General features: G+C 66.5%; 24 protein-coding genes. 12 read left to right on the top strand and 12 right to left on the bottom strand.

The window, feature by feature from the left end; all coding sequences use genetic code 11:
* Nucleotide 1 precedes the first annotated feature (1 nt).
* The 4 genes from ASC89_RS12475 to ASC89_RS12460 all read left to right on the top strand — a co-directional run bounded on the left by ASC89_RS12475 (nucleotide 2) and on the right by ASC89_RS12460 (nucleotide 3,775).
* Nucleotides 2-745: an HAD-IA family hydrolase gene (locus ASC89_RS12475; RefSeq protein WP_082533383.1), complete on the top strand. Its 744-nt coding sequence runs from the start codon at nucleotides 2-4 to the stop codon at nucleotides 743-745.
* Nucleotides 742-1,470, top strand: coding sequence for an SDR family oxidoreductase (locus ASC89_RS12470; protein ID WP_055998237.1), 729 nt, complete (start codon nucleotides 742-744; stop codon nucleotides 1,468-1,470). Before ASC89_RS12475 ends, ASC89_RS12470 begins: the two co-directional genes overlap by 4 nt.
* A gap of 1 nt (nucleotide 1,471) precedes the next feature.
* Nucleotides 1,472-3,076, top strand: coding sequence for an FGGY-family carbohydrate kinase (locus ASC89_RS12465; RefSeq protein WP_055998234.1), 1,605 nt, complete (start codon nucleotides 1,472-1,474; stop codon nucleotides 3,074-3,076).
* Between the two features lie 222 nt (nucleotides 3,077-3,298).
* On the top strand, nucleotides 3,299-3,775 hold the full coding sequence (locus tag ASC89_RS12460; RefSeq protein ID WP_055873183.1) for a Crp/Fnr family transcriptional regulator: 477 nt from the start codon (nucleotides 3,299-3,301) through the stop codon (nucleotides 3,773-3,775).
* Here ASC89_RS12460 and ASC89_RS29240 read toward each other — a convergent pair.
* A complete protein-coding gene (locus tag ASC89_RS29240; RefSeq protein WP_055998231.1) occupies nucleotides 3,766-4,209 on the bottom strand; it encodes an SMI1/KNR4 family protein in 444 nt (147 codons plus the stop codon). The genes ASC89_RS12460 and ASC89_RS29240 overlap by 10 nt on opposite strands.
* Before the next feature lie 209 nt (nucleotides 4,210-4,418).
* Between ASC89_RS29240 and ASC89_RS12450 the strand changes: the two genes are divergently transcribed.
* The 6 genes from ASC89_RS12450 to ASC89_RS12425 all read left to right on the top strand — a co-directional run bounded on the left by ASC89_RS12450 (nucleotide 4,419) and on the right by ASC89_RS12425 (nucleotide 11,181).
* The gene (locus ASC89_RS12450) at nucleotides 4,419-5,474 is read left to right on the top strand and encodes a LacI family DNA-binding transcriptional regulator (RefSeq protein ID WP_055998228.1); all 1,056 of its coding nucleotides are present in this window, start codon (nucleotides 4,419-4,421) and stop codon (nucleotides 5,472-5,474) included.
* Between the two features lie 40 nt (nucleotides 5,475-5,514).
* The gene (locus tag ASC89_RS12445) at nucleotides 5,515-7,125 is read left to right on the top strand and encodes an FAD-dependent oxidoreductase (protein ID WP_055998225.1); all 1,611 of its coding nucleotides are present in this window, start codon (nucleotides 5,515-5,517) and stop codon (nucleotides 7,123-7,125) included.
* A gap of 96 nt (nucleotides 7,126-7,221) precedes the next feature.
* Nucleotides 7,222-8,472, top strand: a complete 1,251-nt coding sequence (locus ASC89_RS12440; protein ID WP_055998222.1) for a sugar ABC transporter substrate-binding protein — start codon at nucleotides 7,222-7,224, stop codon at nucleotides 8,470-8,472.
* 256 nt (nucleotides 8,473-8,728) lie between these two features.
* Entirely contained in the window at nucleotides 8,729-9,655 is a 927-nt protein-coding gene (locus ASC89_RS12435; RefSeq protein WP_055998220.1) for a carbohydrate ABC transporter permease, read from the top strand.
* Entirely contained in the window at nucleotides 9,645-10,502 is an 858-nt protein-coding gene (locus ASC89_RS12430) for a carbohydrate ABC transporter permease (RefSeq protein ID WP_055998217.1), read from the top strand. The genes ASC89_RS12435 and ASC89_RS12430 overlap by 11 nt, the downstream gene beginning before the upstream one ends.
* A 4-nt stretch (nucleotides 10,503-10,506) precedes the next feature.
* Nucleotides 10,507-11,181, top strand: a complete 675-nt coding sequence (locus tag ASC89_RS12425) for a hypothetical protein (protein WP_055998214.1) — start codon at nucleotides 10,507-10,509, stop codon at nucleotides 11,179-11,181.
* A gap of 192 nt (nucleotides 11,182-11,373) precedes the next feature.
* Here the strand turns inward: ASC89_RS12425 and ASC89_RS12420 are convergent, their stop codons facing one another.
* Genes ASC89_RS12420 through ASC89_RS12390 form a run of 7 tightly spaced genes read right to left on the bottom strand, consistent with a single transcriptional unit; the run spans nucleotide 11,374 to nucleotide 18,900 of the window.
* A complete protein-coding gene (locus ASC89_RS12420; protein WP_055998211.1) occupies nucleotides 11,374-12,195 on the bottom strand; it encodes a sulfurtransferase in 822 nt (273 codons plus the stop codon).
* A 4-nt stretch (nucleotides 12,196-12,199) separates the two neighbouring features.
* Nucleotides 12,200-13,573, bottom strand: coding sequence for an NtaA/DmoA family FMN-dependent monooxygenase (locus ASC89_RS12415; protein WP_055998208.1), 1,374 nt, complete (start codon nucleotides 13,571-13,573; stop codon nucleotides 12,200-12,202).
* A gap of 11 nt (nucleotides 13,574-13,584) precedes the next feature.
* Nucleotides 13,585-15,021 (bottom strand): NtaA/DmoA family FMN-dependent monooxygenase, encoded by a 1,437-nt coding sequence (locus tag ASC89_RS12410; RefSeq protein ID WP_055998204.1) that lies wholly within the window; start codon nucleotides 15,019-15,021, stop codon nucleotides 13,585-13,587.
* A gap of 13 nt (nucleotides 15,022-15,034) precedes the next feature.
* Nucleotides 15,035-16,165, bottom strand: coding sequence for an LLM class flavin-dependent oxidoreductase (locus ASC89_RS12405; protein WP_055998201.1), 1,131 nt, complete (start codon nucleotides 16,163-16,165; stop codon nucleotides 15,035-15,037).
* Between the two features lie 27 nt (nucleotides 16,166-16,192).
* Complete coding sequence (locus tag ASC89_RS12400; RefSeq protein WP_055998198.1) at nucleotides 16,193-16,969, bottom strand: ABC transporter ATP-binding protein; 777 nt, start codon at nucleotides 16,967-16,969, stop codon at nucleotides 16,193-16,195.
* A 30-nt stretch (nucleotides 16,970-16,999) separates the two neighbouring features.
* Nucleotides 17,000-18,013, bottom strand: coding sequence for an ABC transporter substrate-binding protein (locus tag ASC89_RS12395; protein ID WP_055998195.1), 1,014 nt, complete (start codon nucleotides 18,011-18,013; stop codon nucleotides 17,000-17,002).
* 56 nt (nucleotides 18,014-18,069) lie between these two features.
* Nucleotides 18,070-18,900, bottom strand: coding sequence for an ABC transporter permease (locus ASC89_RS12390; RefSeq protein WP_200940447.1), 831 nt, complete (start codon nucleotides 18,898-18,900; stop codon nucleotides 18,070-18,072).
* A gap of 252 nt (nucleotides 18,901-19,152) precedes the next feature.
* Between ASC89_RS12390 and ASC89_RS12385 the strand changes: the two genes are divergently transcribed.
* Nucleotides 19,153-20,175: an aldo/keto reductase gene (locus tag ASC89_RS12385; RefSeq protein WP_082533345.1), complete on the top strand. Its 1,023-nt coding sequence runs from the start codon at nucleotides 19,153-19,155 to the stop codon at nucleotides 20,173-20,175.
* Between the two features lie 228 nt (nucleotides 20,176-20,403).
* Nucleotides 20,404-21,411, top strand: a complete 1,008-nt coding sequence (locus ASC89_RS12380) for an aldo/keto reductase (RefSeq protein ID WP_055873206.1) — start codon at nucleotides 20,404-20,406, stop codon at nucleotides 21,409-21,411.
* Nucleotides 21,412-21,590: 179 nt separating this feature from the next.
* Here ASC89_RS12380 and ASC89_RS12375 read toward each other — a convergent pair whose 3' ends face one another.
* From ASC89_RS12375 to ASC89_RS12360, 4 genes are read right to left on the bottom strand one after another with little or no spacing between them, the layout of a single operon-like run.
* Complete coding sequence (locus ASC89_RS12375) at nucleotides 21,591-22,508, bottom strand: nucleoside hydrolase (RefSeq protein ID WP_055998192.1); 918 nt, start codon at nucleotides 22,506-22,508, stop codon at nucleotides 21,591-21,593.
* A 29-nt stretch (nucleotides 22,509-22,537) separates the two neighbouring features.
* The gene (locus tag ASC89_RS12370) at nucleotides 22,538-23,509 is read right to left on the bottom strand and encodes an NAD-dependent epimerase/dehydratase family protein (RefSeq protein ID WP_055998189.1); all 972 of its coding nucleotides are present in this window, start codon (nucleotides 23,507-23,509) and stop codon (nucleotides 22,538-22,540) included.
* Nucleotides 23,506-24,360, bottom strand: coding sequence for an FkbM family methyltransferase (locus ASC89_RS12365; protein ID WP_082533344.1), 855 nt, complete (start codon nucleotides 24,358-24,360; stop codon nucleotides 23,506-23,508). The genes ASC89_RS12370 and ASC89_RS12365 overlap by 4 nt, the downstream gene beginning before the upstream one ends.
* Nucleotides 24,353-25,108, bottom strand: coding sequence for a hypothetical protein (locus ASC89_RS12360; protein WP_055998183.1), 756 nt, complete (start codon nucleotides 25,106-25,108; stop codon nucleotides 24,353-24,355). The genes ASC89_RS12365 and ASC89_RS12360 overlap by 8 nt, the downstream gene beginning before the upstream one ends.
* Between the last annotated feature and the right edge of the window lie 24 nt (nucleotides 25,109-25,132).

The following is a 25,132-nucleotide window of genomic DNA, read 5'->3' as shown; positions in this document are numbered from 1 at the left end:
TATTTCCGATACCCTGCCACCCCGCGCGGCGGCCACGCTCGACCATATCGGGCTTGTGATTTTCGACTGCGACGGTGTGCTGATCGACAGCGAGCCGATCGCCAGCCGCACACTGGCCGAAGCGCTGGCGGCGGCCGGCGTCGCCATCACGCCGCAGGAGGCGCATCGACGCTTTACCGGCAATTCCGAGCGGGACATCCGCGCCATGTGCGCGCGCGATTATGGGCTCGAGGATCTCGAGGGCCTGTTCACGGGCTGGCACCAGCGGCTCTATGCCGAGTTCGCCACGACGCTCACCGCCATGCCGGGAATTGCCGAGGTGGTCGCGGCGCTCGAGCGGCCGAAATGCGTCGCCTCCAACAGCACGCTGGAGCGGCTGGGTGCGAGCCTGGGGCAGCTGCCGCTATGGCAGAGCTTTGCGCCGTTCGTGTTCAGCGCCGAACAGGTGAAGCGGCCGAAGCCCGCCCCCGACCTGCTGCTCTACTGCGCCAAAGAGCTCGCGGTGGATCCGGCGCACTGCGTCATGGTGGACGATAGCCCGCATGGCATCAGTTCGGCGGTCGCCGCCGGCATGGTGCCGATCGGCTTTGTCGATCCGGCCGATCCGCGTCCGGGACGACGCGCCCTGCTCAAGGCGGCGGGAGCCTTCCGTGTCGCGATGGGCGCCGAGGAACTGCCGGCGGCGCTTGCCGCCGCCGACGACGCACTGGCATCAAGGACGCAGCAATCGGGGAAAATGCAATGAGCGCCAACCTCAACGGAAAAGTCGCGGCGATCACCGGCGCCGCATCGGGGATCGGGCTCGAATGCGCGCGGACGCTGCTTGCCGCCGGGGCGCGCGTCGTGCTGATCGACCGCGCCGCCGACAAGCTGCAGCGGCTCTGCGCAGAACTCGGGCCCAACGCCATGCCGCTGGTGATCGACCTCACCGAGCCCAGAAGCGTGGCGCAGATGCTGCCGGGGATCCTCGAGCAGGCGGGGCAGCTCGACATTTTCCACGCCAATGCCGGCGCCTATGTCGGGGGCGATTTCGCCGCTGGCGACCCGGACCAGTGGGACCGCATGCTCAACCTCAACATCAATGCGGTGTTCCGCTCGGTGCACGCGGTGCTGCCGCACATGATCGAGCGAAAGACCGGCGACATCATCGTCACGAGCTCAGTGGCCGGCGTGGTGCCGGTGGTCGGCGAGCCGATCTACACCGCCTCCAAGCACGCCATGCAGGCGTTCGTGCACACCCTGCGCCGGCAGGTGAAACAGCACGGCATCCGCGTCGGCGCCGTGCAGCCGGGGCCGGTGGTCACGGCGCTGCTGAGCGACTGGCCCAAGGAGAAGCTCGAGGCGGCCCTGGCGGCCGGCGACCTGATGGAGCCGACCGAGGTGGCGGAAGCAGTGCTGTTCATGCTGACCCGATCGCGCAAGGTGACGATACGCGACCTCGTCATCCTGCCGCAGAGCAATGATCTCTGAGATGGCGCAACAGCATTTCATCGGTGTCGACGTGGGCACCGGCAGCGCCCGCGCCGGCGTGTTCGACGCGAACGGCCGGCAGCTCGGCGTCGGCAAGCACGATATCGCGTTGTTCCAGGCGGCCGGCGGCATCGCCGAGCAATCGAGCGAGGACATCTGGGCCGCGGTCTGCCGCAGTGTCCGCCAGGCGGTGAGCGAAGCGGGCGTGGCGCCCGAGAGCATTGCCGGCATCGGCTTTGATGCGACCTGCTCGCTGGTGGTGCTGGGGGAAGGTGGCAGACCAGTCTCGGTCAGCGCCTCGGGTGAGCGCGAGCGCAATATCGTCGTCTGGATGGATCACCGCGCACGCGAACAGGCAGCGCGGATCAACCGCGGCGGACACGCAGTGCTGCGCTATGTCGGCGGTTCCATCTCGCCCGAGATGCAGACGCCGAAGCTGCTCTGGCTCAAGGAGCAGATGCCGAAGAGCTTCGAGAGCGCCTCGCAGTTCTTCGACCTGCCGGATTTCCTCAGCTGGCGCGCCACCGGCAGCCTCGCGCGCTCGATCTGCACGGTGACCTGCAAATGGACCTACCTCGCGCATGAACAGCGCTGGGACGCCGAGTATTTCCGCTCCATCGGCCTCGGGGTGCTGGCCGATGAAGGCTTTGCCCGCATCGGCACCGAAATCGTCGCGGCAGGCACGCCGCTGGCGGGCGGGCTGCTGGCTGAGGCCGCCGCAGAACTCGGCCTCGTGCCCGGTGTGCCGGTGGCCGCCGGGCTGATCGATGCACATGCCGGCGGGCTCGGTACGGTCGGGGCGCAGGATCGCAGCGGCAGCGTCGAACGGCGCATGGCCTATGTGTTCGGCACCTCGGCCTGCACGATGACCTCAACGGCAGAGCCGGCCTTCGTCGATGGCGTCTGGGGGCCGTACTTCTCGGCCATGGTGCCGGGGTTCTGGCTCAGCGAAGGCGGCCAGTCGGCGGCCGGGGCGGCGATCGACCAGTTGGTGCGCTTCCACCCCGCCGCGCCGGAGGCCGAGACCAGAGCCAAAGCCGAGGGCCTCGGGCTGGTCGCCTGGCTGAGCCGCACGGCGGCGGAGCGGCTCAAGCAATCCGACGTGCCAGCACTGGTCGGCGGCCTGCACGTGGTGCCCGAGTTCCTCGGCAACCGCGCGCCGTTCGCCGATCCGGAGGCCCGGGCTGTTGTCGCCGGGCTCGGCATGGAGCGCGGATTGGACAGCCTCGTCGGGCTCTATGTCGCCGGCGTCGCAAGCCTCGGCTATGGCGTGCGGCAGATCCTTGCCGCCTCGCGCCGCCAGGGCATCGCCATCGACGAGATCGTGGTCAGCGGTGGCGCGGCCCAATCGCCGCTGGTGCGGCAACTGCTCGCCGACGCGACCGGGGTCGAGGTGTCCGCGCCGGCGGCAGAGGAGCCGGTGCTGCTGGGCTCGGCCATTCTGGGCGCAGTGGCGTCGGCCCGTTATGCCGACGCGGCAGCCGCCATGGCGGCCATGTCGCACATCGCCGAACGCTACCAGCCTTCGGCCGCGACGCGCGCCTGGCATGACAGGCGCTTTGCCGCATTCGAGACCTTGCAGGGCGCCGGCCGCCAGATCCGCTGAGGGCCGGTCGCTCTCCTCAATGTCCGGGGTGCATCGCGTCGTTCAGGTACATGCAGGTCAGCATGGTGACACAGAAGGAGCGCGACACCCGCTATGTTGAGCAGCCCGGCGAGCAGGAGAAGGCCGCCGGCTGATGAGCCGGCGCACCACTCCCCGCGACTTTCATCGAGCGTTCACCTAAGCTCCACCAGTCTGCCGCCCCGAACCTGCCGGAATCTGCCGATGTCCACCCTCGCCGCCCTCGCCGTCTCGCTGCCCCTCGAAACGCTCAAGCCAGGTGAGCGGCTCACCACCGAAGGCAGCTATTCGGGGCGGCTCTACCTGCTCGAGGCCGGCCGGCTCACCGTGTCGCGCGACGGCGTCGATATCGCCCGTATCGACGAGCCCTGGGCGATCATCGGCGAGATGGCGGTGCTGCTCGCCACGCCGCACAGCGCCACCGTCACCGCCGAAACCACGGTGCGCGTCCGGGTGATCGAGGAAGCACTCGATGTGCTGTCACAGAACCCGGATTTCGCCCTCCACATCGCCACCCTCGCCTGCGCCCGCCTCAACGCCACCTCCGCCCTGCTCGTCGATCTCCGCCGCGGCGCCGAAGGCAAGAAGCAGGAACAGGCCCTGATGAGCCGGATCCTCACTGCGATGCTGGCGACGCCGAAGGTGACACCGCGCGCGGGCAAGTGGGCGGATCACGAGTAGGGAACCGACCTCAGGCTGTTCACGAACGCCGTGAAGCTCAAAGCGACAAAATGAAACTCTGCGGGTCGGGCCAGGAGATCTGCATACTCCACTGCGGTGGCCCGTCCGTCGTCAAATCTCAGCACGAACAGGTTTCCGGACGAATCCCACGCTATGGGCAATAGGGTGTCATCTGGGAACCGCGCCCGAACCTCCGGCAGTGCCCAACGAATATCAGAGGATTGGGGTTTGGCACCCCATCCGAGTAAAACTTGAACGTCCACGATTCCGCCCGGGAAGTCGGGAATCGGCACGTAGCAGGGCTCAGGCCGACCGCCATTGTGGGACCGCAAGAACGCGCCGTAGTCGCCGGGAAGGGCATGTCCGAGTGCCCTTTCAAGCCGTTGTCCACCAGCGCCATCAAGCTCGGGGCCCGGGTCGAAGAAGGTCACCATTTGGCGCTAACCTTGGTATCGCCTACATGGCCAGTCTGATTGCACGGCGTTGTTACAGCAAGCTGCATCCCCTTCTCGTCCCCGGTCACGATCGTCCAGCGTCGTCAACTCTCGCTGTCCGGCTCCCTTGACTTACGTTCGGACTCTCCGCTAATACGCATTAGCAGCTAATACGCATTAGCAATGCAAAGGGCGTCGGGGAGGACGGCTTGGCCAAGGCAGGGCGGCTGACACAGCGGGATATTGCGCGCATTGCCGGGGTCAGCCAGGCGACGGTGTCGCTGGTGCTGAACGATGCCAAGGCGGCCGAAGGACGCATTCCGGACGAGACGCGCGAGCGGGTGCAGAAGGCGATCCGCGAGACCGGTTATGTCGCCGACCCGATTGCCCGGCGGATGGCCAAGGGGCTGAACCGCATTCTCGGGGTGTTCACCTACGAGCCGGCGTTTCCGAGCGCCCAGGCGGATTTCTTTGCGCCATTCCTGTTCGGCATCGAAGAGACGGCGCAGACGCTGGGCTATGACCTGCTGCTGCTCACCGGCGCCCCCGCCAACCGCGGCAAGCGCAACATTTTTGACGAGAACAACCGGCTGCGGCTGGCCGACGGCTGCGTCATCCTCGGGCGCGAGTTCGACCGGGCCGAGCTGAAGCGGCTGGTGGCCGGGGATTATCCGTTCGTCGCTGTCGGTCGCCGTGACCCGATTGGCGGCCCGACCGGCGCGCCAGTGCCCTATGTCGGCGCCGACTACGTCGAGGCGACAGCCGAGATGGTGCGGCGGGCCAAGGCCAAGGGGCATACGCGGCTCGCCTATGTCGGACCGAGCAAGGGCGCTGAATCCTCGGTCGATCGCTGGGCCGGTTTTGCCTCCGCGATCGCCGAGGCGGAGCTGGTGCTGCATATTCCCGAGGTCGGCGGCAAGGCGCTGCCGATGCTCGAGGCGATCCGTGCGTCGGGCGCCAGCGTGGTGTTCTTCACCGAAATGGCCGACGCGGTGATCGTCGATGCCGCGGCGCGTTCGCAGAACCTCGCGGTGCCGGGCGACCTGTCGATCGTCGTGCTCGGCAGCCACCTCCGCCCCATGCAGTCGGGCACCCGTTTCACCACCTTTTCGGTGCCGCGCGAAGAAATGGCGCGGCGCGCCACGCAGATGCTGTGCGAGCGGATCGAGGCCGGCTCGGCCGGCGAGCAGGTGGTGCTGCCATGCGAGCCGGTCGAGGGCGACACCCTCGGCGCTATCCACCCAAGCGATAAGGCGACGAGTTGACCGACTTTTCCCACATCGCGACCAACCAGACGGATTTGAAGTGAAAGAATACTCGGCAGATATCGCGATCATCGGTGGCGGCCTCGGCGGCGTGGCGGCGGCGCTCGGCGCGCTGCGCTCGGGCCGCAGCGTGGTGATGACGGAGGAGTTCGACTGGCTGGGCGGGCAGATGACCAGCCAGGCGGTGCCGCCCGACGAGCACAGCTGGGTCGAGCAGTTCGGCATCACCCGCTCGTATCGGGCGCTGCGCAACGGCATCCGGCAATATTATCGTGACCATTATCCGCTGACCGAGCAGAGCCGCGCCTGGGGCGACCTCAACCCGGGCGCCGGGTTCGTGTCGCGGCTCTGCCATGAGCCGCGTGTCGGCCTCGCGGTGATGGAAGCGATGCTGATGCCCTATCGCGGCGGCGGCAAGCTCACCGTGCTGCAGCCCTACAAGCCGATCTCGGCGGAGGTCGACGGCGACCGGGTGCGGGCGGTGACGCTGCGGCATCGCGACAGCGGCGAGAGCATCGTCGTCACCGGCAAATACATCATCGAGGCCACCGAGCTCGGCGACCTGCTGCCGATGACCGGTACCGAATATGTCACCGGCTTCGAGAGCCAGCGCGATACCGGCGAGCCTTCGGCGCCGGCCGAGGCGCAGCCGACCAATTCGCAGGCGGTGTCGATCTGCTTTGCCATCGACCATGTCGAGGGCAACCAGGTGGGCGACAAGCCGCGCAACTACGACAAGTGGCGCGCCTATACCCCGAGCTTCTGGGGCGGGCCGCTGATCGGCTTCGTGGCGCCGCATCCGCGCACCCTCGAAACCACGGTGCGCAGTTTCACCCCGAACCCGGATGATGACCCGACCCTGGTCGATGCCGACCAGCGCAAGAACCCCGGCGACGGGAACCTCTGGACTTTCAGGCGCATCGCGGCGCGGCGCAATTTCGTCGACGGTGCCTACGCCTCCGATATCTGCCTCGTGAACTGGCCGATGCTCGACTATTTCGAATATCCGATCATCGATGTGCCGGAAGCCGTCTATGACGAGCGGATCCGCGACGCGGCCGATCTCGCCTACTCGGTGTTCTACTGGCTGCAGACCGAGGCGCCGCGCGAAGATGGCGGCCAGGGCTTCCCGGGCCTGCGGCTGCGCGGTGACATCACCGGCACCAACCATGGCCTCGCCATGGCGCCCTATATCCGCGAGAGCCGCCGCATCAAGGCGGTGACCACCATCGTCGAGCAGGACCTCTCCTACGACGTGCGCGGCGAGCGCGGCGCGGTCCACTATCGCGACAGCGTCGGCATCGGCATGTACCGGATCGACCTGCACCCCTCGACCGGCGGCGACAACTATATCGACGTGGCTTCGTGCCCGTTCGAGATCCCGCTCGGCGCGCTGCTGCCGGAGCGGACCACTAACCTGATCCCCGCCGGCAAGACCATCGGCACCACCCACATCACCAATGGCTGCTACCGGCTGCACCCGGTGGAGTGGAACATCGGCGAAGTCGCCGGGCTGCTCGCCGCCTACTGCCTCGACCACGGGGTGACGCCGCACCAGGTGCAGGCCGACGACGCGCTGCTCACCGACTTCCAGGCCCGGCTCTATGCCGAAGGCATCGAGACCCGCTGGCCCGATGTCAGGGGCTACTGACCGCCTGGGCGACCAGGTACGGGCCGCTTCAACCCGCGGGCATCCGGAAAGACAACGACCAACGACGACCAGAAGACGACGACAAAGGAGGAAACCATGAAACTGTTCGACCTGAGACTGGCGGCTCTCGCAGCCGGCATCGCACTCCCGCTGGCAGCAGTGCCGGCCATCGCCCAGGATATCCGCATGGCGATCTGGAGCGCCAACGAGGCGCACCTCAAGCTGTTCAACGAGATCGCCGCCGCTTACACGGCGCAGCACCCGGAGGTGAAGGTCAGCTTCGACTCGCTGCCCTTCGACGGCTACACCACGACACTGACCACGCAGATCGCAGGCGGCAATGCCCCGGACCTCGCCTGGATCCTCGAGACCACGGCCGGCGATTTCGTCAGCTCGGGTGCGCTGTCGCCGCTGAAAGCGACGTTCGAGGGAGTAGCCGACTACAACCTCGCCGACGTCACCGAGAGCGCACTGTCGCTATGGACGGCGGATGGCGAGATCTACGCCTATCCGTTCTCCACCTCGCCGTTCGGCATGTTCGTCAACAACGACGTGATCAAGGCCGCCGGGCAGCAGACCCCGGCGGAGCTGATCGCGGCCGGCGAATGGACCTGGGACAAGGCTGAGGCGATCAACACCGCCGTCGCCGCTGCCGGCAAGCAGGGGCTGATCGTCCGCGATTTCGACTACAAGGTGTGGGACAACCTCGCCTCGATCTGGAACGGCTGGGGCGCCTCGCCGTGGAGCGCCGACGGCAAGACCTGCACCTTTACCGAGCAGCCGATGGTCGACGCGATGAGCTTCATCCACAAGGCGATCTTCACCGACAAGGCGATCCCCGGCCCCGGCGTCACCGCCGATTTCTTCGCCGGCGACGCGGCAATGACCATCACGCAGATTTCCCGCGCTTCGCTCCTCCCCAAAGAGAACCCGTTCAACTGGGACCTGGTGCCGCTGCCTTCGGGCCCGGCGGGTGAATATGCCGTGATCGGCCAGGCCGGCATCGGCGTCTTCGCCTCGGGCAAGAACCCTGCGGTTGCCGCCGACTTCCTCGCCTTCTTCAGCAACCCGGACAATGCCAAGAAGCTGGCAAAATTCTTCCCGCCGCCGCGTTCGAGCCTGCTCAATGCCGAAGTGCTCGGCGCCGCCAACCCGCTGCTCTCGGCTACCCAGATCGAGAACGTGGTGATCAAGGGCATCTCGACCGGCAAGGTGAAGCCCGGCCATGCCGGCTTCGCCGAAATCCAGCAGACGGCCCGCGCCGCGCTCGACGCGCTGTGGGTGGCCGATGCGGATGTGCCGGCAGTGCTGAAATCGGTGTGCGACCGGATCCAGCCGATGCTGTGATGAATGGTTGGGGGTGGCCGCTGCGTGTGGCCTCACCCCTCGCCCCTTAGGGGAGAGGGCAGCGAAGCTTACGAGCGCCAGCGAGTTAGCGGAGCTGGGTGAGGGGTGCGATCTCTCCACATGCTCGAAGAGCCAGCATGCCGCCGCTCTTCACCCCTCATCCGGCGCTCCGCGCCACCTTCTCCCCTGAGGGGAGAAGGGATCCGTGCCCCGACCGCTCGACACTATCCAACTGCCCATGCCCACAGGACTCCCAATGCCCACTGCCGCTCTCACCGCTGACCGATCGCGCAAGCGGCCGTTCTGGACCATGGAGCGGCGGGATAGCCTCGCGGGTTACCTGTTCATCGCGCCACAGCTCTGCGGCATCGTCTTGTTCGTCTTGATCCCGCTCGGGCTGGTGGTCTGGTACTCGCTGCATGAGTGGAACGTGCTGGCCGGCACATTCCGCTTCGTCGGCGATGCGAACTACAAGAAGCTCGCGGCCGATCCGGCGCTGCCGGAAGTGCTCGGCGCCACGGCGATCTTTTCGGCCGGGCTGGTGGTGTTCAACCTGTCGCTCGCGCTGCTGCTCGCCATTCTCGTGAACCAGAAGCTGAGGGGCATTACGGTGTTCCGCACGATCTTCTTTTCACCGGTGGTGGTGTCGCTGGTCGCCTGGACCATCGTCTGGAACTTCCTGCTGCAGGCCAATGGCGGCATCAACGGGCTGCTGCAGGTCATAGGCGTCACCGGGCCCAACTGGCTCCGCTCGCCGCCCACCGCGATGGCCTCGGTGATCGTCGTGCAGGTGTTCAAGAATGTCGGGCTTAACATGGTGCTGTTCCTTGCGGCGCTGCAGGGGGTGCCGCGCGAGCTCTACGAGGCGGCGCGCGTCGATGGCGCCAGCCGCTGGACGCAGTTCCATGCGATCACCGTGCCGCTGATCTCGCCGACGATCCTGCTCACCATGATCATCACCATTGTGGGTTCGCTCCAGGTGTTCGCGCAGATCGCAGTGCTGACGCAGGGCGGGCCGGGGATGTCGACTACGGTTCTGGTCTACTACCTCTACCAGCAGGCCTTCCAGTTCCACCGCTTCGGCTACGGCGCCACCATCTCGATCCTCCTCTTCCTGATCGTCGCAGTGCTCACCTTCGCGCAGTGGCAGATGCGCAAACGGATCGTCTTCTATGAAAACTGAGAGCTCCCCCAACGACATCTCACCGCGCGCCCGTGTCGCGCTCTATGGCCTGCTCTGCGTGCTCGCCATCCCCTTCGTCTTTCCGACCTGGTGGATGGTGACGAGCTCGGTGAAGCCGATCTCTGACATTTTCGCCTTCCCGCCCGAGCTGATCCCGTCGCGCTTCGACTGGTCGACTTATGCGGAAGTGTTCAAGCTGCAGCCCTTCGCGCAGCAGTACTGGAACTCCTGCTACATCGCGGCGATCGTCACCGTGGGGACGATGGCGGTCTCCTCGATGGCCGGCTACGCCTTCGCGCGGATCAAGTTCCCGGGCGCCAACCTGATCTTCATGGTGGTGCTGCTGGGGCTGCTGATCCCGTCGGAAGTCACCATCGTGCCGCTGTTCCAGATGTTCCTCAAATGGGGGCTGGTGAACACCCACTGGCCACTGATCCTCGTGCCGATCTTCGGCGCCCCCAGCGTCTTTGCCACCTTCGTGATGCGGCAGTTCTTCATCGCGCTGCCGGTGGAGCTCGAGGAGGCGGCGCGGGTCGATGGGCTGAGCCGCTTCGGCATCTTCTGGCAGATCGCCCTGCCCTTGGCGAAGCCGGCGCTGGCGGCGGTCGCCATCTTCACCTTCCTCCACTCGTGGAACCTCTATCTCGAGCCGATCGTCTTCCTCACCACCCCCGGCAATTTCACCCTGCCGCAGGCGCTGACCCAGTATGTCGACGTCTACCAGGGGCCGATGTGGAACACCCAGCTCGCCGCCGCAACGCTCACCGCCCTGCCGGTGCTGGTGGTGTTCATCTTCGCGCAGCGCCAATTCATCGAAGGGTTGGCTCATACTGGCTTGAAGGGCTGAGACGATGATCGAAGCTGCAATGCGCGCCGGAGAGTTGCCGGTGCTGGTTTCCCTCGGCCGGCATGATCTCGACCTCGCCAAGGCGGCGGTCGATGCCGGGGTGTTCGGGCTGAAGTTCCACCTCAACGCCTATCACCGGGCCAGCGGCACCACGTTCGGCAGTTTCAGCGAGGAACGCGGGTTCATCGAAGCGCTGGCGAAACTGGGCAAACCCATGCTGGTGATGAGCGGGCAGGAAACCCAGCCGAGCCTTGATGAGCTCGAGGCGCTGGCCGATTACGGCGTCGAAGGCTGGAACATCTATCTGCAGCACGTGCAGCCGCATCTGCTGCAATCGCAGCTGAAGCCGATCCTGGCGCTCGACAGCGACAGCGGTGAGGCCGATATCGACGCCATCCGCGCCATCCCCGGCGCCATGGTCGAAGCCTCGATCGGGCGCTTTGCCGAATATGGCCAGCCGCTCAACGATGCTGACCTCACGCGCTTTGCCGAGATCGTCACGATGGCGGGCCGCCCGGTGATCGCGCCGAGCCAGAAGAAGTTCACCGCAGCGGATGCGCCGCGGCTGAAGGCGGCGGGGATCGGGGCTATTCTGGTTGGCGCCGTGGTGACCGGGCTGGAGCCGAAAGGGCTGCGGCGGGCGGTGGCGCCGATCGTCGAGGCGGCGCGGGGGGCGTAGGCGGACCGCCCTCGATAAGCCTTCAGTCGAGATGAGCTCCCCCCTCTCCTCCCCACCGGCTGTCATCCCAGCGAAAGCTGGGACCCAACTCGCAGCCCGCGCCAGCGGATAGATGGGTCCCAGCTTTCGCTGGGATGACACCGAGTTGGTGGATCAGCTTGTGCAGCCCGATGGTGAGCAAAGGCTGCTACCTCACCCCGGCGAAGGCCCCGTCGCCACCGGCCTCGCCGGATCGGCGCTCCAGGCGCTCCACGAGCCGACGAACAACGCAGCCGGTTGGCCGAGGCTGGCCAGCGCCAGGATGTCGTGGGCGGCCGAAACGCCGGCGCCGCAGGTAACGCCGACATCGGCGCCCAGCGCGCCCAGGGCCGCGAAGCGGAGGCGCAGGTCTTCGGCCGAGGCGAAGGTGCCGGCCGCCGAGAGGTTGCCTTTGGCCGGGGCGTTCAGGGCGCCGGGAATGTGGCCGCTGGTTTCATAGGCATTGGCGTCACGGGCATCGAGCAGCACGCCGCGGTGCGGCTGCCGGGCGGCGGCATCGGCATCGAGCACCGGCAGGTGGCCGTGGCTGAGCCTGATATTGCCGAGGTCCGGCACGCGGGTCAGCTCGGCCGTGGCGTAGCCGGCGGCGAGCCAGCTGCTGAGGCCGCCGTCGAGCAGCCGCACGTTTTCGATGCCGGCCCAGCGCAGCACCCACCAGGCGCGCGCCGCCTGCAGCCCATGCTTGTCGTCATAGACCACGACAGCTGCGCCCTCGCGGATGCCCCAGCGCCGGGCATTGGCCTCGAGCTCGGTGATGTCAGGCAGCGGCCGGTTGCCGAGGGTGCCGCCACCGGGCCCGGCAAGCTCGGTAGCGAGATCCACCGGTACGGCGCCGGGCAGCCCGGTGCTGCGCGCGTCCGTCGCACCAGGGCGAACACCGCCAATATCGAGGAGCACCGGCGCCCGGCCGGCAGTGAGGAGGGCGTCGAGTTCCCTCGCGGTAATCAGCACCTTGGCGCGATGGTCGATGGTCATCCGATTACTCCGCGGCGTCGGCATGCTTGATGAGGGTATTGGCCGGGACCTCGAGGCCGAGGTGGTCGCGGAAGGTCGGGCCGGAATAGTCTTTGCGATAGATGCCGCGCGCCTGCAGCAGCGGCACCACCAGATCGGCGAAGGCGGACACCGCGTCGGGCACATAGGCGGGGAAGATGTTGAAGCCATCCGCCGCCTTCTCGTTGAACCAGTGCTCGATGTAGTCGGCGATCTCCTCGGGGTTGCCAACCACCACCGCGCCCATGCCGGTGATCCCCAATATCAGGTCGCGAAAAGTGATCGGCCGTTCGCCGCCGACGGTGCGGCGGGTCAGCCTGGTGATCGCGGCGAAGACCTTGCGGCCATCGGCATTGGCTTCGTCGAACACGCGCTGCGGCACGGGATCGTCGATGCCGGAACCGCGGACATCGACGCCGATGACGTCGGAGACCGAGCCGAGGTTGCGCAGCCGCGCGCCGCGGCCGAGCGCGCCATAGTGCTTCTCGCCGCTCGCCTCGCCTTCGGGATCGAGCGCGATGAAGCTGTTCAGCTGATCGTAGATGGCGACCGCCTCTTCGGTGGTCGGGGCGACGATCGGGGTGAGGCCGGGCAGGATGGCGATCTCGTCGGGGCCGCGGCCATATTTGGCGGCGCGGCTCTTGATGTCGTCGTAATACGCCTTGGCGCTCTCGATGGTCGGCTGGCCGGCGAAGATCACGTCGGCATCGCGCGCCCCCAGTTCACGCGAGCGGTCCGAGGTGCCGGCGTGGAGGAGCACCGGATGGCCCTGCGGCGGGCGACGGACGGTCAGCGGTCCGGCAATGTCGAAATAGCGCCCGTGGTGCCCGGCCGGCCGCACCTCGTCGTCCCAGCTGTCCCACAGGCTCTTGGTCGCAGCGACGAACTCGTCGGCCCAGTCGTAACGCTGCTCGGTGTCCCAGTGCGCGTCGCGCGAGAAATTGGCGGCGGCGATCGCGTCGGCGCCGGTGACGAGGTTCCACGAGGCGCGCCCCTCACTCAGATGGTCGAGCGAAGCGAACAGGCGCGCCACGTTGTAGGGGTCGTAGTAGGTCGGGTTGGCGGTCACGACGATGCCGATATGGCTGGTGGCCGCGGCAAGGCTGGCGCCGGAGACGAACGGCTCGAGCCGCGACATCTGCGAGGGGTTGGTGGTTTGCAGGCTCGGGTCGCTCGCCAGCCGGTCACCAAGAAACAGGAAGTCGAACTTGGCTCGCTCGGCGATCTGCGTCACCTGTTGCAGGAACGCGATGTCGAAGGCTGCCGCGGCGTGCGAGCTGGGCATGCGCCAGCCCGACGGATGCGTGCCGCCGGCCCAGAACATCAGGCCGAAATGCAGTTCGCGCTGGCGCTTGCCCATACTGGTACTCCTCAGACAGCAGTTTTTCGTTCGGCAGCGGCCCGGGCTCGGGCAACCAGCCGGTTCTCCGGCCGCTCGAGGCCGAGATGGTGGCGGAAGGTGGGGCCGGCATAGTCGGTGCGGTAGATGCCGCGCGCCTGCAGCACCGGCACCACCAGGTCGACGAAGGCCTCCACTGCCCCTGCGACATAGGCGGGGAAGATGTTGAAGCCGTCGGCGGCGCCATCAGTGAACCACGCCTCGATGTAGTCGGCGACTTCGTCGGGGTTGCCGACCACGGTGCTGGTGCCGCGGCTCGCCCCGATAATCAGGTCGCGATAGGTGATACGCTGCGGGCCATCGACGGTGCGGCGGGTCAGCCGGGTGATTTCGGCGAACAGGCGCTTACCCTCGTCGCTGGCCGCGACGAGCACGCTGGGTGGCACCGGCGCATCATGGTCGTTATCGAGGAGGTCGACGCCGAAGGCTTTCGAGGCCGTGGTCAGGTTGCGGTTCTTGGCTCCGCCGCGTCCGCCGAAGGCGCCCGGGCCCTCGGGTTTGTCCTCGGGATCGAGGGTCAGGTAGCTGTTGAGCTGATCGTAGATCGCCACCGCCTCGGCAGTGGTCGGCGCAACGATCGGGGTGAGGCTGGGCAGGATGGCGATATCGGCATCGGTGCGGCCATACTTGTGCGCCCGATCCTTGATGTCGCGGTAATAGGCCTGAGCGCTCTCGATGGTGGCGTGGCTGGTGAAGATCGCATCGGCATCGCGGGCCCCCAGTTCGCGCGAGCGATCGGAGGTGCCGGCGTGAAGGATGATCGGGTGCCCCTGTGGCGGGCGCGGCGCATCGAGCGGCCCGGCAACGGTGAAATGCTGGCCCTTGTGGTTGAGGGCATGGACCTTGGCCGGCTCGAGCGCCCTGCCGGTTTGCGCATCGGGGTTCCAGGCGCCATCCTCCCAGCTGTCCCACAGGTCCTTGACGATGCCGACGAACTCGTCGGCCCAGTCATAGCGCTGTTCGGCATCCCAATGGGCATCGCGCGAGAAGTTGGCGGCGGCATGCGGATCGGCGCCAGTGACGATGTTCCACGAGGCGCGGCCCTGGCTCAGATGATCGAGCGAGGCGAACAGCCGGGCCAGGGTGAACGGGTCGTAATAGGTCGGGTTGGCGGTCACCACGATGCCGATCTGAGACGTCGCGGCGGCAAGGCTGGCGCCGGCGGCGAACGGCTCAAGGCGCGACATCTGCGCCGGGTTGGTGGTCTGCAGCCCGGGCTCACTGGCCAGCTTGTCGCCCAAGAACAGGAAATCGAACTTGGCCTTTTCGACCAGTTGCGTCACCTGCTGCAGATACTCGATGTCATAGGCAGCATCGGCCTTGGCCGTGGGCCAGCGCCAGCCGGCGGGGTGGGTGCCGGTGCCCCAGAACATCAGGCCCAGATGCAGTTCGCGTTTCAATTCGGTCATGATCCAGGGCTCCTCAGGCGACGAGACGGTTCGGGACGGCGGGCAGCTCGAGATTCTCGCGCAGCGTCGCAGCACGGTACTCGGTGCGGGCGAGGCCGCGCCGCTGCAGCTCCGGGATGACGCGCTCGACGAACTGGTTGAGCTGGTCGGGCAAGGTGGCGGACCGCACGACAAAACCGTCGGCAGCGCCGGCCGAAACCCAGGCCGCCAGCTGATCGGCGATCCGCTCGGCCCCGCCGACGATGACCGCACCGGAGATGGTGCCGCCGAGGCCGTTGAGCTCGGCGAGCAGCGCTTCGGCGGCCGCATCGGTCTCGGCCACGATCGGGGTGATCTCGACCAGTACCCAGAGGGCGTCGGGATCGCGGCCCTGCGCCGTGGCAGCCTGGCGGAGCTCATCGCGCAAGGCCTTGCCGGCGGCGATATCGAGGGGGCGCGACAACACGATATCGGCTTCGCGGCCGGCCAACTCGTTGGCGAGCGGCGTGCCAGCCTCGTGCGCCAGCACCAGTTGGCCTTGCGGCGGGCGGGCGACGTTGAGCGGGCCCTTGACGCTGAACAGCTGGCCCTGGTGGTTGATCGGGTGGATCTTGTCACCGTCGACGAAGGCGCCGGTCGCCTTGTCGCGGATGAAGGCGCCATCCTCCCAGCTGTCCCAGAGCTCGCGGATCACGTCGATCGCTTCACCGGCGCGGCCATAGTGCGCTGCGGCGTCGGCCTCGGACTGGCTGTAGTTCTTCGCTGCCGGCGCGGTGGCGCCGGTGGCGACGTTCCACACCGCCCGGCCATGGGTGACGTGATCGAGCGAGGCGGTGAGCCGGGCGAGGTTGTAGGGCTCGTAGTAGCTGGCGTTGGCCGTAACCAGCAGGCCGATGCGGCTGGTCTTGGTGGCGAGGAACGAGGCCGTGGTGAAGGGCTCGGTGCGCGCCGCCAGCGAGGGGTTGGCGGCGTCCGTAGCGTCGGCGGTCAGCCGGTCGCCGATGGCGAAGAAATCGAACTTGCCGGCTTCGGCGAGACGGGCGAGCGCTACGATCTCAGCAGCGGCGAAGGGGTTATGCCGGCCGCCGGCGTGGCGCCAACCGGAGGGGTGGCTGCCATGCGGCTCGTAGAGGTAGCCGAGACGGATCTGCTTTGGCGTGGTCATGACCGAAATTCCTTCAATGCAATGGGGTTACGCGGCAGCGTGGGTCTGCGCCTCTGCCTCGAGCGCGTGCAGCGCTTCGTAGACGCGGGCTTCCTGCTTCAGCAGTTCGAGATCGCCGCGCCGGCGCGGCCGCGGCAGGTCGAGGGCAAAGGTCTCTGCGATACGGCCGGGGCGCGGTGACAGCAGCACGATGCGATCGGCAAGGAACACCGCTTCGCCGACATCGTGGGTGACGAAGACGATGGTCTTGTTGTGCTGCTGCCAGATCGAGATCAGGTCTTCCTGCAGCTTGATCCGAGTGATGTAGTCGACGGCGCCGAACGGCTCATCCATCAGCAGCACTTCGGGGTCATTGACCAGCGCCCGGGCGATGCCGGCGCGCTGCTTCATGCCGCCCGAGATCTGGTGCGGGTACTTGCTGCCGAAGCCGGTGAGGCCGACCTGATCCAGGTGCCGATCGATGATGCGCTGCGCATTGGCTTTGCTTTCGCCGCGGATTTCGAGCCCGAGCCCGACATTGGCGGCGATGGTGCGCCACGGCATCAGCGAGGCATCCTGAAACACGACGCCGAGCCCGCGGCCGCCCGGCCCGGCGATTGGTTGATCGTGGAAGCGGGCTTCGCCGGCGCTCGGCAATTGCAGCCCGGCGAGGATCTCGAGCAGCGTGCTCTTGCCGCAGCCGGAAGGGCCGAGGAGGACGACGAACTCGCCCGCCTCGATCGTGAGGTCGATCTTGTCGAGGGCGCGGACCGGCGATGCTCCGGGGAACACCTTGTCGAGCGCGGTGACGGTGAACACTGACATGATCGACTTCCTGGTTGGGCGTAGCGGGGCTCAGCCCTGGGACTTGTCGGCCGGATAGGAGAAGGCCTTGACGTAGTCTTTGGGGATGAAGCGCAGGTCGATGTACTTGCTGGCGTCGTAGGGAGCGTCCTGGTTGCCCTGCTCGATCTCGATCTGCTGGGTGTCGGCAATGGCGACCGGATCGACATCCGGGTTGTCTTCCCAGATGTCATCTTCCTGCTCGACGGCCTGGCGCACCGCCTCGGGGTCGAGCTTCAGCCGGGCCTGCAACCACGGGATGTATTCGTCGTAATGCGCCTTGGCGTATTCGTACGACTTGAAGTAGGCGCGCAGCCCGCGCTCCAAGAGCTCCGGATCGTTGGCGATGACGTCGTCGCCGGCAATCAGCACACCGGTGTGATAGGTCGGCAGGAACTCCCAACCGCGCGCCAGCACATGCGCCTTACCCTCGAGCTCGCCCAGGGCGGCGAAGGGCTGGTGGATGATGGTGGCATCGACCTGGCCCTCGGTCAGCGTGCCATAAGCCTGGGCCTGGGTGCCATTGGCGAACAGGGTCACATCCTTATCCGGGTCGATGCCGCTCTTTTGCAGGATCACCCGGGTGTAGACGGCCATTCCGCTGCCCTCGGTGGCGATGCCGACGGTCTTGCCCTTCAAGTCGGCGATGGTCTTGATCTCGGGCTTGGCGATGAGCCAGAAGGCGCCCTTGTTGCGGAAGGCCGAGGCGATGATCTTGATCGGCGCGCCGAGCGCCGCAGCGCGGAGGAACGTGCTGGTCGGGCCGAAAGCGAAGGTCAGCTCGTTGGTCGCGACGGCGCCGACGGTGTCCTGGGCGGCGACGAACTCGACATCCAGCCCCTCCTCTTCGAAGAAGCCCTTCTCGATGCCGAAATTGATCGGCTGCTGGGTGTAGCTCAGCGTATCGAGCAGCTTGATGGTTTTGCGAACCGGCGCGTCCTGCGCCGTGGCGGTGCCGCTCAGACCAAGCGCCAACGCTGCGGCGGCAAGGAGGGTGGCGACAAAATGCGGTCTCGTCCTGCGCATGGCAGTTCCTTTTCGTCAGTCGGTTCAGGTGTGGAGAGTGAGGGGGAGCGCGCCGGTCAGGCGTACTTCCATTTGAGCAGCACCCGCTTCTCCAGCCATTCGACCAGGAAGATGATGATGAGCGAGATGGTGGTGATGAGGATCACCAGGGCAAAGGTGCCGGCGGTGTCGTAGATGCCGGTGAGCTTGTTGAGCAGGTTGCCGAGGCCGGCCTTCGAGGCGACCATTTCGGCGAACAGGGCCGCGACGAGACAGGTCGCCGCCTCGATGCGCACGGCCGCCATGATCGAGGGGATGGCGCTGGGGAGGATCACTTTCCAGACGATCTGCCGGTGCGAGGCGCCCAGCGTCTTGGCCACCTTCACATGACTTTCCTGGACTTGCCGTATGCCGGCTATGGTGTTGAAAACGAACAGGAAATACGAGAACAGGAAGATGATGAAGACCTTGTGGCCGTAGCCGATGCCCAGATACAGCGTCAGCAGCGGGATGATGGTCACCTTGGGCACCGCCATGGCCCAGACGAGGAACGGGTTGAGGAACTGGTTCACCCGTGGAAACAGCCCCATGTAGATGCCGGTGGCGACGCCGAGCACGCCGCCGATCAGGACGCCGACCGCCGCTTCCGAGAGCGTCACATAGAGGTGGAAGAGGAGATTTTGCTCCTCGACCAGCTTGGGGAAGGCCGCAAGCACCTGGGTGGGCGAGGCGAGGTAGATGCTCTTGACCGCGCCGCTATCGACCGCGTGCTGCACGGCGAGCAGCACCACGGTAAGCACGGCGATCTGCGCCACGAGGATCACTGGCAGTTTCAGCCGCGGCAGCGACAGGCCGGGATTGCTGGGCTGCAGCGCTGACTGATCGGCTGTCGGTTGTTGCAGCGACATCTGAGACCCTCGTTCGACTTCAGGAAACTGGTCCCTGAGCGGCGCATGAAATCGGCTGGGCGGCGAGGAAGGTCGACGGCCGAGCCGGCTTCACAAGCCTCTCAGGGTGATCAAAACCTAAAGTCTACTAATTCCATAGACAAGATAATCCGTGCTCATTATCGGTGCTGTCGCGAAGTATGCGTCTAGGCCGGGCCCGGCCGCCGCGAACGATATTCGCCGCCCCGGTCGCGGCGGCCCACGGAGATGAGAATGCAGTATGTCCCCCTCGGAACCACCGGCATCCAGGTGTCCCGCCTCGCCTTCGGCTGTTCGAGCTACGGTTCGAAAGACTGGATGGCTTGGGCGCTGAGCGAGGAGGACGCGCAGGAGCATTATCGGGCAGCGTTCGAAGCGGGCTTCACCTTCTTCGATACCGCCGACTCCTATTCGAGCGGGCTGAGCGAAGAGATCCTCGGCCGTGCCATAACGCGCTTCGGCACGGGCCGCGACCGCGTCGTCATTGCGACGAAAGTGTTCGGCGCCATGGGCCCCGATCTCAACCAGAAGGGGCTATCGAGAAAACACATCCGGCACGCCGTCGATGACAGCCTGCGCCGGCTTGGCACCGACTATATCGACCTCTACCAGATCCACCGCCTCGACCCGCTGACGCCGTTCGAAGAGGTGATGGAGGCGCTCGATGGCCTGGTGCGCGCCGGCAAGGTGCTGCATCTGGGCGCCTCCAGCATGCATGCCTGGCAGTTCATGAAATTGCAGGGCATCGCCGAGCGCAACGGGCTCGCCCGGTTCGTCTCGATGCAGAACAAGTACAACCTGCTCTATCGCGAGGAGGAGCGCGAAATGCTGCCGCTTTGCCTCGACCAGGGCGTCGCGGTGATCCCCTACAGCCCCTTGGCGCGCGGCCTCCTCGCCGGCAGCCGCCGGGCCGGGTCGGAGCGCTCCAAGGTGGTGCAGGATTTTCTCGGCGCCGCCGACGAAGCGGTGGTCGACCGGGTGGTGGAGCTGGCCGAGCGCCGCGGCGTGAAGCCGGCGCAGCTTGCTCTCGCCTGGTTACTCGACAATCCAGCTGTCACCGCGCCGATCGTCGGCGCCACCAAGCCGCATCACATCGCCGACGCGGTCGCCGCGCTCGACATCGAGCTATCGCCAGCCGAGCGCGCCGAGCTCGAGGAGGTGTACCAGCCACAGCAGGTGAACTTCCACCGCAACGAAGCGCCGACGCCGGGCCAGACCGCCAGCGGCGACGTGCTTGCGCTGTTGCGCCGGGGCTAGGGTGGTCACGAAAGCCTCCAGCCGAGGCTCTGCAAGTTCACCAAACTCGGTGTCATCCCCGCGAAGCGGGGAACTCCTTTTGCGATCGTGCAGCAGGCACCAAGACAGAGGTTCCCGCTTTCGCGGGAATGACCCGGTGGGTGGGGCGTGGAACGTGCCCAATCGCGAAACGCTCTAGCAGACACCCCGTAACAGTTGCAGACTTCAGACGACCCAGGAGACATACGCATGGTTGACTATCGCTACCTTGGCCGCAGCGCCCTCAAGGTATCCCCGCTGTCGCTCGGCACGATGATGTTCGGCCAGCAGACCCCCGACCCGGAAGCCTTCCGGATCATCGACAAGGCGCGCGAGCAGGGGATCAATTTCATCGATACCGCCGACGTCTATGGCGACGGGGCGAGCGAGAAAGTCGTCGGGCAAGGCATCAGGGCCAATCGCGACCACTGGGTGCTGGCGACCAAGTTCGTCAACTCGGGCAAGAAGGGCCCGAACCTCGGCGGCTACTCGCGCAAATGGGTGATCGAAACGGTCGAGAATTCGCTGCAGCGGCTCGGCACCGACTATATCGACCTGATCTACTTCCACCGCGCGGTGTTCGATGCGCCGCTCGAGGAGCCGGTGCGCGCCATCGCCGACCTGATCCGGGCCGGGAAGCTCCGCTATTTCGGCGTCTCCAACTTCCGCGGCTGGCGCATCGCCGAGGTGGCGCACCTCGCCGACCAACTCGGCATCGACCGCCCCATTGCCAGCCAGCCGCTCTACAACATCGTCAACCGCACGGCCGAAGCCGAGCAGCTGCCGGCGGCGCAGCACTACGGCCTCGGCGTCGTCTCCTATTCGCCACTGGCGCGCGGCGTGCTCACCGGCAAGTACCAGCCCGGCCAGGAACCGGCGGCCGATACCCGCGCCGGGCGCGGCGACAAGCGTATTCTCGAAACCGAGTGGCGACCGGAATCGCTCGCCATCGCCCAGGAGATCGCAGCGCATGCGCGGCGCAAGGGGATCGACGCCGCCGACTTCGCGCTGGCCTGGGTGCTCAACAACCGGCTGGTGAGCGCGGCAATCACCGGGCCGCGCACCGAAGCGCACTGGGACAGCTACATCCGCGCCCTCGACGTCAAGCTCGATGCCGAGGACGAGGCGCTGGTCGATCGACTGGTCACCCCGGGCCACGCCTCGACCCACGGCTTCACCGACCCGGGCCACCCGGTCGAGGGCCGCGTGCCGCGGTAGGCGGAGCACGGCAGGGCTGCTGGCTCGACGGCTGCGGGTGATCGTCAGCGAAGCCGATTGGACTTCGATTGGGCCCACCCACCGGCTGTCATCGAGTTTGGGGTGCTGCCCGGTGGCAAGTTCGCCGATCTGCAGTTTCGCTCACTTCGCAGTGGATCAGCTCGCCCGAGGCCCTCTCGCTACAACGCCGTCGCGGCCTGCAGCTTCAGGAAAAAGTCCCTGAGGATCGGGTCGCGGCGGACATGGGTGACGTAGCGCATCGGGTGGCGCGCGCGATCGGTGCTGTAGGTGATCTCGGTGGTGAGGATCGGCGTCGGCACCAGAACGCTCGGGGTCCAGTCGGCATCGAGCAGCCAGGCGACCGCCGCCATGTCCCAGATTTCCTTGGACCAGCCGAGGTGATCCTCAGAATACTCCTTGAACCGCATGGCGAGGAACTTGCCGATATCGCCGCAGGGTTCGACGTAGCGCTCGATCTCGGCCACCGTGCTGTGCAGGTGCGAGGTGACGCCCATGCAGGGCACCAGCACCAGCGGCACGCCGCTGTCGAACAGCACCTGGGCGCCGCCGACATCCTGCTTCAGATTGAACTCGCGCTGGTGCGGCCAATCGAGGGCATGCCCGCCGAGCCAGACGACGACGGTGCGGTCGATGATATCGGGGGCCTTGAGCAAAGCCGAGGCGACATTGCTGATGGCGCCGATGGCGATGACGTAGAGCGGATCATCGATCGAGCCGGCGCGGGCCCGGGCAATCAGGTCGTCCACAGCCGCCGCCGGTCGGGCGAGCTTGGCCGGGCCGACATAGTCGTTGACGCCGCGATAAACAAAGCCCTCGGGCGAGATGTCGAGCCGCTGCAACAACTCCAGAATCTCGCCATAGCTCAACTCCATGCCATGGCCGGGACCATCGGAACGTGAATTGTGGAACGGGGCGGCATAGATCGCCTCGAGGCCGATCCGCTCAGGCGACAGCACTGCCTGGACCAGCGCATACTGGTCGTCGATCTCGTTGTAGGTGTCGGTATCGAGCACCGCCCGCAGCCGGCCGGCGCGGGGGGTCAACAGCATCAGCCGATCAGCATCGGACAGCGACACGTCATGCTCCTCGTTGATTGTCGGACGGCTCAGGCAGGGACGGCGTGAGCCTGGCTTTCGATCCAGCCATAGGTCTTTTCGAGCCCCGCCCGGAGCGGCATGCTGGGGCGCCAGCCGAGGCTCTGCTCGATGAAGCGGTTGTCGGAGGACCGGCCACGCACCCCGGTGGGGCCGGAGATGTGGCGTTTCGACAGTCGCTTGCCGGCGATCGCCGCCACCATGTCCACCAGCTGGTTGATGCTGACCATCTCGTCCGAGCCGACATTCACCGGGCTCGTGACATCGGAGCGCGCCAGGCGGATGGAGCCCTCGAGACACTCATCGACATAGAGGAACGACCGGGTCTGCTCGCCGTCGCCCCAGACCTCGATCTCGTCGCCGTCGCGGGCCTCCGCCACCTTGCGGCAGATGGCGGCCGGCGCCTTCTCGCGCCCGCCGCGCCAGGCGCCTTCCGGCCCGAACACATTGTGAAAGCGGGCGATCCGCGCCAGCATGCCGTGGTTCCGCGCCTGGGCAAGATAGAGCCGCTCCGAGAACAGCTTTTCCCAGCCGTACTCGCTGTCGGGGGCGGCGGGATAGGCCGAGTCTTCGCTGCAATCGGGGTGATCAGGATCGACCTGGTTGCGCGCCGGATAGATGCAGGCGGAAGAGGAATAGAACAGCCGGCCGGCGCGCGTGCGCTCGCAGGCGGCGACGACGTTGAGGTTGATCGCTGCCGAGTTGCGCATGATCTGCGCGTCGTTCTCGCCGGTGAAGATGTAGCCGGCGCCCCCCATATCGGCGGCCAGCTGGTAGACCTCGTCATAGCCCCGGTCGAACACCTCGGCACAGGCCAGCGGATCGCGGAGGTCGGCGATCATGAACCGATAGGCGGCCGAAGCCGAGAACTCGGACCGCTTGAGGTCGGCGCCGTGCACCTCATTGCCTTCGTTCGCCAGCCGGCGAACCAGATGAGAACCGATAAAGCCCCCAGCTCCCAGAACCAGTATCTTTCGCGTCACGATGTCCCTCGCATTGTGAAGATCGGTGCCATCAAGCCATCGATCCGACGGAAGGCGACTATATCGCAATCCGCGCCCGGGTGACGCCGATTGTCGTCTTCCTGATGGTCGACCAGTCGCTGCCAACTCATCGGGATGATCCGGGGACGCGCCCGATCGACAAAGGCCGCGGCAAAGTCGAACTCATCGAGCAGCGCCGCGAGCTCGGCGGTGCGACGCCCGCCCGCCGCCAGGGCCGACGGCGACACCTCGCAGAACAGCACCACGTCATGTGGGTAGCTGGTCAGCAACGTCCGCGCTCCCATCAGCACATCGATCTCGCTGCCCTGTACGTCGAGCTTGACGATCAGCGGACGCTCGCGGCTCAGCCCGTCGTAGTCGTCGAGCCGCTGCAGCCGCACCAGCGTCGAGCCCGACCTCTCGATGCTCGGCAGCAAGCTGTTGTCGCCGCGGTTGACCGCGTTCAGGTAGAGGCGCGCGTCACCATTTCTGTCTGAAAGGGCACAGCTATTGATGGTGACGTTTTCGAGGTGATTGGCGGAGACATTGGCCCGGAGCTTTGCGAGATGGGCGGGGTCGGGCTCGAAGCTGTGAACCTGTCCGCGTCCGCTGAGGGCGTGCGCCGCAACCAGGGTGAACCAGCCGATATTGGCGCCGATATCGATGAAGTCGGCAGGCCGGCCGAGCATCTGCAGCAGCAGGGCGGTATTGCTGGCTTCCCAGTTGCCCCAGTCCTCGATCACCCTCGAGACGAAGATATCGCCTCTGCCATGCGTTACCATCCGGAAGCGCGGCAGGCCGATCATGTCGATCGTGACCGGAGACGCTGCTCCCCGAAACAGCCTACTCATTGGCGTGGATGATCTCGAGGTCGGGCAGGCCCCAGCACTGGATCCCCATATCGGCCGCCATGGCGCCAAGCCCTTCGGTCTCGATCTCGCCCTTGCCCCAGACCGGGTGGCGGCTGCGGATGCGCGCACTGGCAACGCCATAAGGGTAAGACGGAAACACCAGGCCATCCCGGTGCAGGTCGGCCCGGACCAGCAGCATGGTGCCGCCCACCGCATCGAGGCGCATGGCGCCGCTGCCCCGGCGGTCCGACAGCGTCACGGTCCCTTCCGCTGCCCAGTTGTTCTCGTCAAAGGTCTTGCCGCCCGGTCGTTTCACGCAGTTGGGCACCACGATATCGAACCCGGTCGCCAGCAACCGGCGCAGCACGTCAGCCGGGTAGTCGATCACGTCGACATCGATCCACAGCACCCAATCCTCGTCATCGAGGGCCCGAAACAGCAGGTGATTGCGGGCCCGCGCCAGCACGGCGCGCCGCATCAGCTGGAAGGCGGGGGCCCAGCGCGGCACGCCATCGGGGATGTTGAAGCCGAAATCGCGCTGGAACAGCTCGGCCCTGCGAGTCCGCTGGCGCAGTCGTGGCAGCAGCGTCTCGGCGACGGCAAAGGTGCCGTCCTTGCTGTCGCCTTCCAGCAAGGCGACTGACAGCCGGTCTTTAGGCCAATCCAGCTGCTCGACGAGTTCGGTGTAGCGCGGCAGGTGCCGGGCGGCCCCTTTGACTGGCGTGAGGATGAGAACTTTGGGAAGCATTCGATTCCAGCGCGGACATTATTG

The organism is Devosia sp. Root413D1 (assembly GCF_001425235.1).
In the GTDB taxonomy this organism is placed as follows: domain Bacteria; phylum Pseudomonadota; class Alphaproteobacteria; order Rhizobiales; family Devosiaceae; genus Devosia_A.
This window is presented reverse-complemented; position numbering and strand designations above follow the sequence as displayed.

Coding starts and splice junctions, on each gene's coding strand:
- ASC89_RS12405 (WP_055998201.1), bottom strand. CDS start 16,165: ATGACCACGCCAAAGCAGATCCGTCTCGGCTACCTCTACGAGCCGCAT.
- ASC89_RS12430 (WP_055998217.1), top strand. CDS start 9,645: ATGAAAACTGAGAGCTCCCCCAACGACATCTCACCGCGCGCCCGTGTC.
- ASC89_RS12380 (WP_055873206.1), top strand. CDS start 20,404: ATGGTTGACTATCGCTACCTTGGCCGCAGCGCCCTCAAGGTATCCCCG.
- ASC89_RS12465 (WP_055998234.1), top strand. CDS start 1,472: ATGGCGCAACAGCATTTCATCGGTGTCGACGTGGGCACCGGCAGCGCC.
- ASC89_RS12460 (WP_055873183.1), top strand. CDS start 3,299: ATGTCCACCCTCGCCGCCCTCGCCGTCTCGCTGCCCCTCGAAACGCTC.
- ASC89_RS12435 (WP_055998220.1), top strand. CDS start 8,729: ATGCCCACTGCCGCTCTCACCGCTGACCGATCGCGCAAGCGGCCGTTC.
- ASC89_RS12365 (WP_082533344.1), bottom strand. CDS start 24,360: ATGAGTAGGCTGTTTCGGGGAGCAGCGTCTCCGGTCACGATCGACATG.
- ASC89_RS29240 (WP_055998231.1), bottom strand. CDS start 4,209: ATGGTGACCTTCTTCGACCCGGGCCCCGAGCTTGATGGCGCTGGTGGA.
- ASC89_RS12410 (WP_055998204.1), bottom strand. CDS start 15,021: ATGACCGAATTGAAACGCGAACTGCATCTGGGCCTGATGTTCTGGGGC.
- ASC89_RS12360 (WP_055998183.1), bottom strand. CDS start 25,108: ATGCTTCCCAAAGTTCTCATCCTCACGCCAGTCAAAGGGGCCGCCCGG.
- ASC89_RS12425 (WP_055998214.1), top strand. CDS start 10,507: ATGATCGAAGCTGCAATGCGCGCCGGAGAGTTGCCGGTGCTGGTTTCC.
- ASC89_RS12415 (WP_055998208.1), bottom strand. CDS start 13,573: ATGGGCAAGCGCCAGCGCGAACTGCATTTCGGCCTGATGTTCTGGGCC.
- ASC89_RS12395 (WP_055998195.1), bottom strand. CDS start 18,013: ATGCGCAGGACGAGACCGCATTTTGTCGCCACCCTCCTTGCCGCCGCA.
- ASC89_RS12470 (WP_055998237.1), top strand. CDS start 742: ATGAGCGCCAACCTCAACGGAAAAGTCGCGGCGATCACCGGCGCCGCA.
- ASC89_RS12385 (WP_082533345.1), top strand. CDS start 19,153: ATGCAGTATGTCCCCCTCGGAACCACCGGCATCCAGGTGTCCCGCCTC.
- ASC89_RS12390 (WP_200940447.1), bottom strand. CDS start 18,900: ATGTCGCTGCAACAACCGACAGCCGATCAGTCAGCGCTGCAGCCCAGC.
- ASC89_RS12420 (WP_055998211.1), bottom strand. CDS start 12,195: ATGACCATCGACCATCGCGCCAAGGTGCTGATTACCGCGAGGGAACTC.
- ASC89_RS12400 (WP_055998198.1), bottom strand. CDS start 16,969: ATGTCAGTGTTCACCGTCACCGCGCTCGACAAGGTGTTCCCCGGAGCA.
- ASC89_RS12440 (WP_055998222.1), top strand. CDS start 7,222: ATGAAACTGTTCGACCTGAGACTGGCGGCTCTCGCAGCCGGCATCGCA.